This window comes from Paenibacillus sp. FSL k6-2145 (assembly GCF_037976585.1).
Lineage (GTDB): Bacteria > Bacillota > Bacilli > Paenibacillales > Paenibacillaceae > Paenibacillus.
The window spans coordinates 331753-346476 of record NZ_CP150267.1 but is presented as its reverse complement, the minus strand read 5'-3'; the positions used below and the strand labels follow the sequence as shown (position 1 = coordinate 346476).

Sequence of the window (14724 nt, the reverse complement as noted above, 5' to 3'; positions counted from 1 at the left end):
TTATGGTTGCTTACCATTAATAATTTAGTCAAACATCGTGGAACTGGGGAAATCCTATCAGGTATCAGTTTTAAAGCTAGACCAGGTAGAGTAACTGGTTTTTTAGGTCCAAATGGGGCAGGTAAAAGCTCTACACTTCGCATACTGCTTGGATTAGATCGTGCCACCTCAGGGAGTGCACTGATTAATGGAAAGCCGTTCGCAGAATTACATAATCCTCTAACAACCGTAGGTGCCGCACTTGATGGATCGGGAGCTCATCGTATGCGAACAGGACGAGCTCATTTGCGTTGGATTGCCCGTGCCGCAGGGTTGCCCCGCTCCCGTGTCGAGGAAGTTCTGGAAATCGTAGGTCTTACGAATGCAGCTGGCAAAAGAGTTGGGAAGTATTCCCTTGGTATGGGGAGAAGGCTTGGAATGGCGGCTGCATTACTTGGTGATCCCCATATATTGATTTTAGATGAGCCCGTAAATGGGCTCGACCCAGAAGGAATTCGCTTTATTCGGACATTTTTACGTGAACGTGCTGAGTCTGGAAACACGGTGTTACTTTCTAGTCATCTAATGGGAGAGCTTGCAGAGACTGTTGATGATGTGGTGATTATTAAGCATGGAAAAATCGTTGTAGATGGAACATTGGAAGAAGTAATAGGTAACCATTCCAACCTAGAGGAAGCCTTTTTTGCTCTGACCTCCGAAAATGCAGGTGAAGTTGTATGAGAGCATTTAACTCGGAACTATCTAAATTGCTCTCCCTGCCCGGCATTTGGCTTGCCTTTCTTATTGGGGCCTTTGCCCCAGCGTTCATTGCTGCCATGGACAGTATGGCACAAAAAGAGGAGATTATAGCTGGAGTTAGCACACGGGTATCGGAAGTTGGCTATATTGGATTGGCTCTTGGTGTACAAGGTGTCATCATTCTTGGTGTGTATGCTGTCAGTAGCGAGTATTTGATGGAGAGCAGTGAATCTGGTGGAGGACAACAGATTACAACGAGTTTAACGGTTGTTTCATCCCGTATTCATTTTTTGCTGGCAAAAGCAGGCGCTGTGACCGTAATCAGCGTACTGCTTTGTATTGTTGCTATAATGACAACTGTGTCAGCCACGCATCTTGTTCTTGGTGAGTATACCCCTGCATTTGAATGGTCTAAACTGCTCGGTGCAGTTTGTTACTGGACATTCACTGCTCTTTTAGCATTTGGGATTACTGTTCTAACTAAGAATGGCACTATTCCGCTTGCTGTGCTCATCATAAATACTTCCGTTGTATCATTTAGTTTCCTGCTTTCTAAGGTTACACAGTTAGCGTTATACTTACCGGATCGGGCTGGCCTTGAAATGTTTATGTTTCTGAGCGACAGATTTCTCACCCCGTTCACTGGCGGCTTAGTCATGTCTGCCTGGGTAGTCGTTCTTTTCATTGCTTCAGCAATTGTATTCCATAGGAGGGACGTTGCAGCATGAGTGTCCCTTCTAGTAGAAAGATAACACAAATTCTTCGTGCTGAACTGGATAAATTAGTTACATTACCATTGATATGGCTCACTCTAATAAGTACATTCATTCTTAATTTACTATTAGCCGCAGCTTTTACTTCTATTGGTCTACAAGGGGCAGCAGGGACGCAAAGTATACTGAATATAGGGCTTGCTTCTATGGGATATCTTCAAGCAGGATTCATTATTCTTGGGATCATAGCTACTTGTTCGGAGTATACCAGTGGACAGATCCGAACGACGTTAGCTACGATACCTTGGCGTGGGATTCAATTATCCATGAAGCATTTGGCATTGGCAATCATAACCGTTCCTGCGGCGTTTATTATTGCTGGATCCGGTATACTATATACTTTTATGATGATGAGAGACACAGCAGTAGAGATTGAAATCGACACACTGATCAAGACATTAGCAGGTGCAACAGGCTATCTGACATTAACCACACTTCTCAGTGCAGCTATAGGTAGTTTACTAAGACGAACCACTCCTGCATTAGTGATACTGCTTGGTTGTTATTTCGTTGTCAGTCCTTTGTCGAGAGATTTTCTACCTAGTACTAAAATATATTTTCCGGATACGGCAGGATATTATATGTATATGCCGCTTTCCTCTGATGAAATAAATATCCTTACACCCACGCAAGGGACAGGTATTTTAATGTTATGGACATTGATCTTTATTACAGTAGCTATTGTATTTTACCGTAAACGAGATGCCTAAGTTTAAGTTCCATCAATTCAAAAATGTAACGGTAGTGATTTTTTTTAGGTGGTGGGCAAATGACAACGCAGGCACTATTAACACTTAAGGAAGTTTCCAAAAAATATGGAAATAGAGATGTATTAATTGATGTCTCTCTTACGATGAACAAAGGAGATTGTATAATTTTAAGGGGTAACAATGGATCCGGAAAAAGTACGATGCTCCGAATTGTGGGTGGGCTAATTCCAATAAGTTCAGGAGAAAGGTTACTGAAGCATTCTGATTTAGTTATTGGGTACACCCCTGACCGACTCTCAAAACTAAGGATGACGTCTACTGAGTACCTGACACACATGGGGAGAATATCTGGTGTATCAAAAATAAATCTGAAGACTCGTATTAGGGAGTTGCATGAGTTTTTTAGTCTTGAACAGACTAATACGTTGAAAATGACTCATTTTTCTAAAGGAATGTTGCAAAAAACGAACCTAATGCAAGCAATGATCAAAGCACCGGATATCCTTATACTGGATGAGCCGTTTTCAGGATTAGATAAAGAATCTACAGGGCACTTACTAAGCTCATTAAAGAGAATAAAATCTCAAGGAACTTCAATACTTGCGGCGGTTCATGATCCGTTACTAGCAAGTCAATTGGAGAGTAGGACATACTGGATCAGGCAAGGGCGAATACTGATGGATGATGTAGATGATTCTTCAGCTCATTCGACTGATTTTTTCGAAATGGAAGGTTCAGTGGACCAGGAGACTGTAGATCGTCTTTCAAATTTATTTTCTGACGTTACTTGGAAAACATACGATAATGGTGATCTCCTGTTCACCATTATGAAGAAAGATTATCGTGACTTTTTAATTGAATTTATACATAAAGGTGGAGAGATTAACAGCCTTTCAAGAAAGGAGCTGAATGAATGACTTCACTGGTGTCCTTCTTACATATTTGCTACATGCGTTCTTATCGGTATGGCTCGCCTACATTTGTCTTTTTTCTGGGTATCATATTTGTGTATAGTGTAGTTCCAAATCCCGTGATGGCAAGTTATGCGTTTTCAACGACATTTTTATTTATTATTTCTGCGATTATTTGTTATACGCTCATAGATATTGAAACGGCGAATCAGGAATCTGTAACGATGTTGCACAGTGGAAGTATACTTAAACTGTATATTTCTAAATTGGTATATAGCTGGCTATTTTCTGTCCCGTTGGCGTTATATGCGGTGTTGTTTCCTGCATTATTTCAAAAATTTGATAGAAATCCCAGCCTTGGAGAACTATGCATGTCGTTGATTTATCATGTATCTTCATCCTGGTTAGGTGTCGCACTAGCTTGTTGGTTCAGTTCTAAATTTTTTCGATCCCGAGTAATGTCTTTATTATTGTTAAGTGTTGTCGTTGTCATTACGCTTTCCGTACAGGGAATTAAAAATATTTTGCCTGAAAGCTTAGAAAACGCGATTCTTTTATTGCCTCCATTAAATAGCACAGTAAACGTGCTGGTTGATTATGATGCTGCGACGCTTTATAGTAAACTAACTGTCATTGGAGCATCACTACTATATGGTCTGATTATTGCTGCGTTATTTCTGTTCATGCTTCGTAAACGAAAGCTGGATTCATCTCATTCTTAAGAAAGAATGTAAATTTTGTTTTATGAAGAAGCGATCTCTTTGAATATGAGTAATTATTAATCTATACGCATACTAAAAATCAATTTATTGTATTTGCTATTTCAATTAATGTTTGGTAATCGTATAACGGTTCAAGATTGTTGTTTTTCCTGAAATAAGAGAGTAAGTTAAATCCTCTTTTCTCCAATAGATGGCACTTACATGTTTGTCTCCTTGGTCCCATGTTTGCAAAACTTTTAGTTAATTTTAGACATGTGAACTCTTTCTTCTTCTGAAACTAATTCATAAAATAGAGATCACATAATTCCATTTGGAAATGATTTAGAACCATTTCTATCAAGAACGTGTATGCTAGAACTATAACTATTATGTTTAAAGCTGCTGGATTCAACGTAAAGTTACTTGAGTACTCTGATGAAGAAGGTAATTTTCATTACAAGGAGTGGGATAAGAACAAGGTATATTTTTCTATTCCAAACGTATTGATCATCGAAATATTAATGGTAAATTAGGCTTGTCTCTCTAATTATTGACGCTGAGAAGCCTGTTAAGTGATTCAACTAACGGGAAACGTTAGCTCATAACAACAAGAAAGCAGCTGATCATTGTGATTGGCTGCTTTTATTCAACTACTTACCATTACTCTTCAATACAACTTTTCTTTGTAAATTGCGTCTTAATCTAAGCAACTATTGGCTAGTTTACACAGTCATTAGAGAGGAATGGTCAGAATGAAGAAATACCTTGCTGGATTATTAATTATTTTTTTCCTATGTTTGGGCTTACCAGGACAGGCTTACATGGAGGTGTCTAACCAACAGCCTTTGGCTTTTGAGGATCTCAATCTAGAACAAGCGCTTAAGTCATTCTTGAATAAAAACGACGATGAATCCCTAACAAAAGAGGATTTAGAGTCACTGACCGACGTTTCTTTATCGGGTAAAGGAATTAAGAGTTTGCAGGGTTTGGAGTATGCAGTCAATGTGACGAAGCTCTCTTTAAGCAGAAATCAAATTGCTGATATTTCACCTCTATCCGATGCTGTAAATTTGACAACTTTGGATTTGAGTGGCAATCAAATTGAGGATATTAAGCCCCTTGGGAAGTTAACGAAGTTGACAGATTTATCGGTATCTAGGAACCAATTCAATGATCTTTCAGCGCTAACGGGACTAGTTAATCTGAATACGTTGTCCATAAGTTCTAACAAGATCACAGATCTAAAGTCGCTAGCAGGATTGGTTAATCTTTGGAGACTCGATGCTGCGAATAATAACATCAAAGATCTTACTCCGTTATCTAAATTAACTAACTTACTTTCTCTGGATTTATCATCTAACCAGATCTATGATTTGGAGCCGTTGAGAAATCTTCAAAGTTTGGCTTACCTCTATTTGAACAACAATCGAGTCTGGGATTTAGAGCCGATCCAACAACGTAGTTTTTTTCCGTATTATGATACGGGTGCATTCATTGAACCACTTGCGCTGCAAAATAACTATTTAGATTTAAGCAAGGGATCGAAAACATATAAATTATTTGTGAAACTGGCAGGAAATGAGTTGCCTAGCGGTCAGCGTAAGACACAGCGCTTAGTGATCGGCAGCACGACAGCTTATGTGGGAGAAAGTGCTTATCGTATTATCGCAGCGCCATTTATTAAGACGGGACGTACCTATGTGCCGATCCGCTTCATCTCCGAGAAGCTTGGGGCAACCGTGAATTGGAACCAGAGCACCAAAGAGGTAACGATTCAGAAGGATGGTAAAACGATTCGTTGGGCTGTAGGGAACAGGCAGGTAAAAGTAAACCAGCAAACGGTGATGCAAGATGCTTCTTTACTTCTGAAGAACGGCAGTGCGTTCGTTCCTGTTCGTTTTGTGGCGGAGCAGTTAAATACTTCCGTTGAATATATGGGAAGCAAGCATATGGTCTTGATTTTCAAAAATTAAGTAGCATAATGAAATTACAGAAATAATATTTGAAGATAAGGACGCAATGACCATGCTTCAAAACAAAAGAAAACATGCAGAACAGATTAAACTAACTTAAAAACGAGAGCTCATAAAACCAAGAAAGCAGCTGATCAATATGATCGGCTGCTTTTGTTCAGTTAACGGCAAGGTTACGTTATTGGTAAATCAGCAAAATTATATACTTGACTCTAAAGTACTATAGTGGGTATCATTTCCATATATTGATGATTAGGAGAATAGCCGATGTTAATTTTAGAATTAAAACAATCTCATCATCATGAATAGCGTTAATTCATTCCTAAAAAAATTGGGGTGGGTTAACGCTATTCGCGCTTCTCATCCTGTGATATATGAACGCGCAGGACTTAGGTCCAGCGCGTTTTTTTATTTTGGTTACAAAGAAATGGAGGAGTAGAAATGGCAATCATGACAGATTCAATAGGTAACATTTTTTTGGAATTTATTCGTATCGAGTACGATAAGGTCATTACAAGCACACTGGATGCTCCACTAACACATGCTCTAATTGTGGTGAAGTACCAAGGAAAGTATCTATTCATGCATAATAAGTGGAGAAACAACTGGGAACTTCCAGGTGGTATTATTGAAGCTGGAGAGAATGCGGAGCAATGTGTAATTAGAGAATTGTTTGAGGAAACCAATCAAAATATGGATTCGGCTGAATTCAAAGGGCTAATGAAGTTTAGACTCCAGCCAAGTTTTCATGGACCTGAACGGACAGAGTATGGAGCTCTGTTCATGGGTGAATTGTGCCAACTTGATGATTTTGTTGAAAACGATGAAGCTTCTTCAATTATCCTTTGGGATGGTACATCGGAGATTGGTGATATCGCAGAAATAGATAGAAAGTTAATTGAATTCGTGTGATACATGATTGAACTAACAGTAAATGATATCCAGGGAAATTAAGGAACAAATTGAGCAACCCTTTCTATGTATCATTCGTTAGAGTATGAGAGAGGTGAGATGAAATTATTAAAATGAGTAATAACATCTTAATGTTGGTATTAGCGGTATCCATGACAATAGCTGGGTGTTCATCAACCGAAAAAAATGAGGATAATGTTACTGAACGTGTAGTAACATCTGATTTTATTCTCGAAGTAACAACACCAACAGTTTTAAGTATGGGTGAGACAATTAAAGTAAAAGGAACATTAAAATATACAGGTATTAAACCTGTTGAAGTAACCCATGGAAAACCTATCATTCGTTTTTTCTTTTCCGGTAGTGACGAGGAGCGTAATTATACGGATGTGGGATATGTAACTGAATTTAAATCAGGTCAAGTGGTTGAGGTTGAAGATGAATTTATGGTAACCAAGAAAGGGAAACAAAATCTCATTGTGGATATGACCGCGGATATCTCATTAACCATGAATCCAATTGAAATTCTTGTGAAGTAATCTGAGTGATAATGAATTGGCGGGTTTAGAAGTAGGCTTAATGATGCAAAGAAACCAAAACAAAGAGAGCCAAACGTTTAAGTTAGGCTCTTATTGGCGATATATTGTGTCTCTGTGTCATTTGAATCCTGGCGCTTTAAAAATATCTTACTTGGTCGATGTAAGAGCACAACTAACAAGGCGAATAGTTGAATAAGTCCAGTTAATAGTCCTTCATTCAGTAGTCCGATAAATAAAGCGATACTCAGGAACGTAACAGTCGATCTGAATTGTCGTTTGGTGATGCAAATGATAGCAAGCAAACTAGGAATGATCAAAAATATGATTCTCCCAGTAATTTCATTAGAGAAATTAATCAAATCATTGCCGTTCACTTGATAACCGGCAAAGGCTTCAGGATTTTGACTGAAAATATAGAGAAATACACTGAAAGAAATAATAAGGTATATAACTTTAATACTCAACAAGATGCGGACTACGTTCAGGATCATGGGTAACTTCATAAGTTTTAATTTTCCTCCTCGACACTTCTAAACGGATACAATGTTCTAACCGTGTTTTTGGTATAACTAGACTTATATCTTTAATTAGGTATTCCGTTTTGTGGATCTCCTAAATTCATATGTGGTTATCTAAGTATACGGTTTACTTGTAATTATTTGTATTAAACTAAAGTCTATATTAATTAATCAAATTTTCACCTCTTTTGTCCCGAAAAATATTCGGAAATAGAGCAGCAGAGGTACAGAGGCACTGCACGAATATGAAATGTTTACGAACATAATGCCTAATGAACTCATTAAAATTGATAAAAAACCTCCCGTCCCACATAACATCTGGACTTGGGAGGTTTTGATTATAGTGCATATTCAACGTTTATCGTACAAACCATCCAGTGGGCTGTGGGGCTACGTCTGCGGTATCTCGTAAATCATGGACTTTGACATTACTGCCATAGATCATGGAATCGCTACTCAGTCGGAACGAAGGGAAACTGTGCTCGGATTGCAGACGCAGAGAGGGTTCGAAGTAAATCTGCTGCTGTTTGTTGATTACAAAGGGAAGCGACCCCGCTTCTACGGTAACATCATCGCTATCCGGCTCGTTCAAGATCAGAAGTACCGCAATTCCGTCACAACCGCATCCATCGGTATCATAAAACAATTTGAAATAGCCTGGTCGATCTCCCAGCTTTTCAGTAAGTCTTGCTTCTGCCAGCGGACTGACTTGAATGATCATGACGTTGTTCACACTCCTCTAATCTCCAATGAATTCGCTTACAATTTAATATATGGACCATAAACGCAGATTAGAAGGTGAAATAAAGAAAAGCAAACATGTCCTGTAAAAATATTGACGCTAATGCGTAATGCAACGAACCATTCACGTATGAATGTTATACCCGGAATTTCTATGGGTTCAGTGTGAAATCATTCGCCCGTCAATGAAACCCATTTCATCGGCATTCCTTATCTGGTATGATAAGCAGGGAAAATAGGGAAAATTAGAGAAAAAGGAAGGTTCCGCTATGACACCGATCACCATATACGACATCGCCAAGGAAGCAAATGTATCTGTAGCGACAGTCTCCCGGGTACTGAATGATACGGCACCTGTGCGTGCAAGCACCCGAGAGAAGATTATGTCCATCATTGAAAAACACCAGTTTCAGCCCAATGCGCAGGCGCGCAGTCTGATCAAGAAAGAGACGGGTACCATCGCCATCATCCTGCCGGACATTACGAATCCCTTTTTCCCGGAAGTGTTCTGGGGTGCGGAGAATGAGGCTCGCGGATTGGGGTACACCTTCTTTCTGTGCAATACCGCAGGCGACTACAACAGGGAATCTGAATATTTGTCCATCCTGCGAGAGAAGCGGGTAGACGGGATTATTTTCCTCGGCGGGCGAATTAACATGCAGGTCTGTCCGGATGACATGGCTCAGGAATTGATTGATATGGGCAAGCGTATGCCAATTGTACTGGTCAATGGCAATATTGCGAAAGGCGGGTTTCACCGGGTATACACGGATGAGGGGGCAGGGGCAGCCCTTGCAGCTGAGCATTTGCTTGAACTGGGGCATCGCGATATCGCCTTTGTTGGCGGTCTGAAAGAGTTGTCCACAACCATGGTCAAGGTCAGAGCTGTGCAGAAGAAACTTCGGGAGCATGGACTCGAAATACCAAAAGAACGGCAACTGCTCGGCAGCTTCTCCATCGACGACGGCAAACGGGAGATGTCCAAACTACTGGATCGTGACAATCCGCCAACCGCAGTCATCTGCGTTAATGACAACACAGCGATTGGTGCGATCAAGTCAACGATTGAGCATGGGCTCTCGATTCCGAAGGATATATCCATTGTGGGTTATGATGATACACCGCTCGCCAGTGCCGTTATACCGGAACTGACAACCGTATCCCAGAATACGTATCAGCTTGGCAAACAGGCTGTGGATGTGCTGCATGAGCTGATTAACCAAGGCAAACCGAAGAAGCAGATCATTCTGCAACCGGAGCTGATTGTGCGTCAAAGTACAGGACCTGCTGCAAGATAAAGGGCCTGTAATTGGAAAAGAAAGCGTTGACATTTCCTCGAAGGGTGAAATATAATGAGTGCGTGAATGAAACCCCTTTCATAAAGTGGAACGGGTTTTATGTTTCAGCTTAATGAAACCCATTTCATGAAACGGGTTTCAGTGTAGTCATCCATTCATTATATCAAGGGGGCGTAACGTATGAGAAGAAGTTTAAAGGTCATTTCGTTATTGATGCTGGTCATGGTAATGGGTCTGACAGCCTGTAGCAGCGGGAGTAAAAACGGTTCTTCCGGCGAGTCCGGTGGCAAGGTTGATTTGAGCATGACGATCTGGGGCTCGGAGGATGAGAAGAAAATTTATCAGGAACGACTCGACATTGTGAAACAGACGTATCCCGATATTAACGTGAAGCTGAACGTGGTTGCAGGAGATTATGACCAGAAGGTACAGACCATGATCGCCGGAGGAACGGCACCGGACATCATGATGATTGCCGAGAACTATCAGGCTTACGCCTCCAAGAATCAGATTATACCGCTGGATGACATGATTCAGGCGAACAATGTGAACATGTCCGAGCGTTATTCCGATGATATTGCCAACCTGATGAAGTATGATGGCAAACAATTTGGTTTGCCGGATCGGGCAGGTGCGATGGTCCTCTTTTATAACAAAGATCTGTTCGACAAGGCTGGGGTGGAATATCCAACCAAAGATTGGACGCAGGACGATCTGATGGCGGCAGCTCAGAAGCTGACGGTGAAGGAGAATGGCAAAACGGTTCAATGGGGCTACTACCCGGGTAGCTGGTGGCCGCAATGGATGCAGCTGATCTACCAGAACGGTGGCTCATTGTTCGATGAGAGTGGTAAACCAACCTTCAATACAGAGCCTGTGCGGAAAGCATTACAATTCATGAATGACCTGACCTTCACACACGGTGCGGGACCAACGCCAACCGAGATTGCCGACATGGGGAATATCGGAGCCGATCCGTTGTTCGCTCAAGGCAAGATCGCCATGGAAACGACAGGGTTCTGGAACATCGGTTCACTTGCCAAGGTGGAAGGCATTAATTGGGATATCTCTCCGGTATGGGGCGAAACGAACGCATTCTTTAACGGGTTAACGATTACCAACGCTTCCAAACACAAGGAAGAAGCTTTCAAAGTCATCGAAGCACTGACCACACCGGAAGCACAGATGCCGATGGTCAAAGCCGGTCAGGATGCTCCTGCAACCAAAGCAGGTTTGTCCAGTGATGAATTCCTCAATGCTGAATACGGCGGCAAAAAAATCAACATGGCTGCGTTCAGTGAATCGACGATCTATGCAGAACCGTTCAACCCGCAATGGAACGAAATGATGAAGCTCATTAACGATAAGCTGGGTGTGTACTTCAACAACAAAGCCTCGCTTGATGATACCGTAACCGAAATTCAGAGTGGACTGGAAAGACTCTACAAATAGAGGATTTTTCTGAACATGCACAAATAGCAGCGACAGCAGGACAGGTGGAATCGGCGTGAATGCGGGTTCCATCTGCTCTCTGCGTCATGGGAGGGCTTAACGTGAGAAAAAAGGACGGGAAATGGTTCTACATCTTCATCTCGCCTTGGCTGATCGGGTTTCTGGGGCTGACCCTGGGTCCGATCCTGTTTTCCATCTATATGAGCTTCACGAATTGGGATCTGTTCCAGTCCCCTGAATTCATTGGTATCGAAAATTACAAAACGTTACTGACCGATGATCCGATTTTCTGGAAATCCGTAGGCAATACATTCTTCTATGCGCTAATATCCATTCCGCTGGGCATGTCGATCTCGCTCTGGATTGCATATTACCTCAACAAGAAAATCAAAGGGATCACCTTCTTCCGTATTCTGTTCTATCTGCCTTCCGTTGTTCCGGTGGTTGCGAGTTCATTGCTCTTCATCCACTTGCTTGCACCGACGGAAGGGTTGATCAACCAGGCACTTGCGATCTTCGGTATTCAGGGTCCCGCCTGGCTTCTTGATCCGAACTGGGTTAAGCCTGCATTGATTCTCATGTCCTTATGGGGTGTAGGTGGTGGCGTGGTATTGCTGCTTGCAGGTATGAAAGGTATTCCACAGGAGCTGTACGAGGCCGCTGCCATTGATGGAGCGAAGAGTACACAATCGTTCTTCCATATTACATTCCCGATGCTGACTCCCGTCATTTTCTTCAATCTCGTGACTGGTATGATTGGAGCGCTCCAGACCTTCGCGCAGGTATTCATCGTTACTGCCGGCGGACCTGACAATTCAAGTCAGATGGTTGTTCCCTACTTATTCCAGAATGCGTTCCAATTCTACAAAATGGGATATGCATCGGCGATTGCCTGGGTACTATTCATCATCATCATGGCGTTGACACTCGTTGTATTCCGTTCATCGGCGCTATGGGTGCACTACGAGGAGGGAAAAGCCAATGAGTAATCCATCGACTGTGGAGAAGACGATATCCTATATTTTTCTGATTCTGGTCGGGGTGCTGCTTGCTTCGCCTTTCCTGTACATGATCTCCATTGCACTGGCAAGTGACGCAACAACCGTCAAATCAGCTTTTACCTTCGTTCCAATGGAGTTCCAATGGTCGAACTTTTATACGATTTTTACGAATAACAATCTTGGAACATATCTCAAAAACTCGGTCATCATTACCGTCTTTACGATTATCGGATCGGTATTATCAGCTTCGATCGTATCCTACGGCTTTGCCCGAATCAAGGCAAAAGGCAGCCGTTTCCTGTTTATTGTGTTGCTCAGTACGATGATGATTCCGGGTGAGGTGACGATGGTACCGCAGTTCATCATCTTCCGTCATCTGGACTGGATTAATACATTTTACCCGCTGATCGTACCAAGCTTCTTCGCCGGAGCATTCAACGTATTCCTGATTCGGCAGTTTGTCATGAGTATTCCCAAATCACTGGATGAAGCCGCCATGATCGATGGTATGGGGCACCCGGGAATCTACTGGAAGATCATCATGCCACTGACTTATCCCATACTTGCGGCCATTGCGATCTTTTCGTTCTCCTATAACTGGGGCAACTTCATGGGGCCGCTCATCTATATCAATGATCCGGAGAAAATGCCGCTGGCACTCGGAGTGCAGCTGTTGACTACGGTAGGTGGTGGGCAGATGCCACCATGGAACCTTGTGATGATCGCTTCCCTGTTCCTCACTATTCCGATGGTACTGGTATATCTGTTCGGACAACGTTATGTCTACGAAGCCAACATTAGCGGCGGAAGCAGCGGAATCAAGTAACCGAAGTGTCTGTAATGTGTGTATGTACTGAACCTGACGTTCAAGGTCAACGAAGTAATCATCGTACATGGAGAAGGGATTGTATAGCCCATGGCGCATAAAGAACAACGCAGCAGGAGCAAACGGAACTATATCATTATGGGTGTAGCCCTGATTGCCCTGCTGGCAGGAGGAGGAATTGTTATCAATCATTTTGCCAATGAATCATCCAAAACACTTGTATTTCAAGAGGAACCGGTACGTCTGAAGCTGGATCAGTCCTATGATCATTTTGAAGGCTGGGGCACGTCACTTGCCTGGTGGGCCAATGATCTTGGCGGATGGAAGGATCAGGCGAAGGTTAGTGAAGTGATGGATCTGGTCTTTGATCCGGAGAAAGGATTAGGCCTGAACATCGTTCGTTACAATATTGGCGGTGAGGAGAATCCGGAGATGAAAGCCCTCCGTCCCGGTGGGGATGTACCTGGCTTCCAGCCTGAACCTGGAGAGTGGGATTGGGAGGCTGATGCAGGTCAGCGGGCTGTATTACAAGGCTCGATGGAGCGCGGCGTGAATATTGCTGAAGCATTCTCCAATTCACCACCTTACTGGATGACGATCAGTGGATCGGTGACCGGAGCCGTGGATGGCAGCAATAATCTTCGTGACGATCAGTATGATGCGTTTGCCGATTATCTGACCGAAGTTGTGAAGCATTATCGGGACGAGTGGGGGATCACCTTCCGCACACTGAATCCGCTCAATGAACCTTCCTCCGACTGGTGGAAGAAGGGCAATATGCAGGAAGGCAGTCATTTTACCAATGAGAAACAGGCCGAGATTATCAAGAAAGTTGCTGCATCGTTGAAGAGCAAAGGACTGGATGGAACCGTCATTAGTGCCGCAGACGATAACAGCATTGATGAGACGGTGTTTAATTTCAACCTCTATGATCAGGACACGCTGGACGTAATCCAGCAGATCAATACCCACTCCTATAATGGTAGCAAAATGGAAGAGCTGCGCACATTGGCAGAACGCCATGGCAAAAAGCTGTGGATGTCCGAGTACGGAACGGGCGGCAGCGAGCCGCACAGTCATGAGGATATGACCTCGGTGCAAGAGTTGGCAGAGCGAATCATGTTTGATCTGAAAATCATGCAGCCATCCGCTTGGGTATACTGGCAGGCCGTTGAAGATGAAGGCGCCAATAACAACTGGGGATTCATTCACGCCAACTTTAACGGAGAAGAGCAGTATGAGATGACCAAACAGTATTATGGTATGGCCCAGTTTACGAAGTTCATTCGTCCCGGCGCGACGATTATTCCAACGGATGGTGGACGCACACTGGCTGCTTATGACGCGGAACGTCAGAGACTGGTGCTGGTGATTCGTAACGAATTGTCAGCTGGAACAACGGCGTTTGAACTGGAAGGGTACACGTATGGAAAATCAGCCACTGCGCAGGTGTATCAGACTTCACCGGACCGGAACATGGAACAGCTTGAAGACATTCCGGTGTATGCCAACGGACTGGAAGTACCTACCGCAGATAATTCCATCACAACGGTTGTACTGGAAGGCGTGACGTTGCAGGGGAACTGATGATAGCAATCGGAAAGTTGTTCTGACATCGTAGTGCCAGTATA

The 14724-nt window shown here is 42.9% G+C and carries 15 protein-coding genes; 13 read left to right on the top strand and 2 right to left on the bottom strand.

The window, feature by feature from the left end:
* Window positions 1-6 precede the first annotated feature (6 nt).
* The 8 genes from NZ043_RS01510 (at window position 7) to NZ043_RS01475 (ending at window position 7257) form a co-directional block, all read left to right on the top strand.
* On the top strand, window positions 7-720 hold the full coding sequence (locus NZ043_RS01510) for an ATP-binding cassette domain-containing protein (RefSeq protein WP_133385773.1): 714 nt from the start codon (window positions 7-9) through the stop codon (window positions 718-720).
* Complete coding sequence (locus NZ043_RS01505; RefSeq protein WP_133385772.1) at window positions 717-1466, top strand: ABC transporter permease; 750 nt, start codon at window positions 717-719, stop codon at window positions 1464-1466. The genes NZ043_RS01510 and NZ043_RS01505 overlap by 4 nt, the downstream gene beginning before the upstream one ends.
* Complete coding sequence (locus tag NZ043_RS01500) at window positions 1463-2221, top strand: ABC transporter permease (RefSeq protein ID WP_133385771.1); 759 nt, start codon at window positions 1463-1465, stop codon at window positions 2219-2221. The genes NZ043_RS01505 and NZ043_RS01500 overlap by 4 nt, the downstream gene beginning before the upstream one ends.
* A 59-nt stretch (window positions 2222-2280) precedes the next feature.
* On the top strand, window positions 2281-3138 hold the full coding sequence (locus NZ043_RS01495; protein WP_133385770.1) for an ABC transporter ATP-binding protein: 858 nt from the start codon (window positions 2281-2283) through the stop codon (window positions 3136-3138).
* Window positions 3135-3854, top strand: coding sequence for a hypothetical protein (locus NZ043_RS01490; protein ID WP_165980245.1), 720 nt, complete (start codon window positions 3135-3137; stop codon window positions 3852-3854). Before NZ043_RS01495 ends, NZ043_RS01490 begins: the two co-directional genes overlap by 4 nt.
* Window positions 3855-4585: 731 nt before the next feature.
* Window positions 4586-5806 carry a stalk domain-containing protein gene (locus NZ043_RS01485; RefSeq protein WP_133385769.1) on the top strand — a complete coding sequence of 407 codons (1221 nt, stop codon included), beginning with the start codon at window positions 4586-4588 and terminating at the stop codon, window positions 5804-5806.
* 441 nt (window positions 5807-6247) lie between these two features.
* Complete coding sequence (locus tag NZ043_RS01480; protein WP_091027975.1) at window positions 6248-6718, top strand: NUDIX domain-containing protein; 471 nt, start codon at window positions 6248-6250, stop codon at window positions 6716-6718.
* Window positions 6719-6831: 113 nt separating this feature from the next.
* Window positions 6832-7257, top strand: coding sequence for a hypothetical protein (locus NZ043_RS01475; protein ID WP_143023548.1), 426 nt, complete (start codon window positions 6832-6834; stop codon window positions 7255-7257).
* 77 nt (window positions 7258-7334) lie between these two features.
* Here the strand turns inward: NZ043_RS01475 and NZ043_RS01470 are convergent, their stop codons facing one another.
* Window positions 7335-7760, bottom strand: coding sequence for a hypothetical protein (locus NZ043_RS01470; RefSeq protein WP_091027980.1), 426 nt, complete (start codon window positions 7758-7760; stop codon window positions 7335-7337).
* Between the two features lie 373 nt (window positions 7761-8133).
* Complete coding sequence (locus NZ043_RS01465) at window positions 8134-8508, bottom strand: iron-sulfur cluster biosynthesis family protein (RefSeq protein ID WP_237177085.1); 375 nt, start codon at window positions 8506-8508, stop codon at window positions 8134-8136.
* Between the two features lie 277 nt (window positions 8509-8785).
* Between NZ043_RS01465 and NZ043_RS01460 the strand changes: the two genes are divergently transcribed.
* From NZ043_RS01460 to NZ043_RS01440, 5 genes are all read left to right on the top strand, one after another.
* On the top strand, window positions 8786-9814 hold the full coding sequence (locus NZ043_RS01460) for a LacI family DNA-binding transcriptional regulator (RefSeq protein ID WP_091027982.1): 1029 nt from the start codon (window positions 8786-8788) through the stop codon (window positions 9812-9814).
* Between the two features lie 180 nt (window positions 9815-9994).
* Complete coding sequence (locus NZ043_RS01455) at window positions 9995-11266, top strand: sugar ABC transporter substrate-binding protein (protein WP_091027983.1); 1272 nt, start codon at window positions 9995-9997, stop codon at window positions 11264-11266.
* 101 nt (window positions 11267-11367) lie between these two features.
* The gene (locus NZ043_RS01450; RefSeq protein ID WP_339310324.1) at window positions 11368-12255 is read left to right on the top strand and encodes a sugar ABC transporter permease; all 888 of its coding nucleotides are present in this window, start codon (window positions 11368-11370) and stop codon (window positions 12253-12255) included.
* Window positions 12248-13093 carry a carbohydrate ABC transporter permease gene (locus tag NZ043_RS01445; RefSeq protein WP_062835736.1) on the top strand — a complete coding sequence of 282 codons (846 nt, stop codon included), beginning with the start codon at window positions 12248-12250 and terminating at the stop codon, window positions 13091-13093. Before NZ043_RS01450 ends, NZ043_RS01445 begins: the two co-directional genes overlap by 8 nt.
* Before the next feature lie 90 nt (window positions 13094-13183).
* Window positions 13184-14680 carry a glycoside hydrolase gene (locus tag NZ043_RS01440; protein ID WP_339310322.1) on the top strand — a complete coding sequence of 499 codons (1497 nt, stop codon included), beginning with the start codon at window positions 13184-13186 and terminating at the stop codon, window positions 14678-14680.
* Window positions 14681-14724 lie beyond the last annotated feature (44 nt).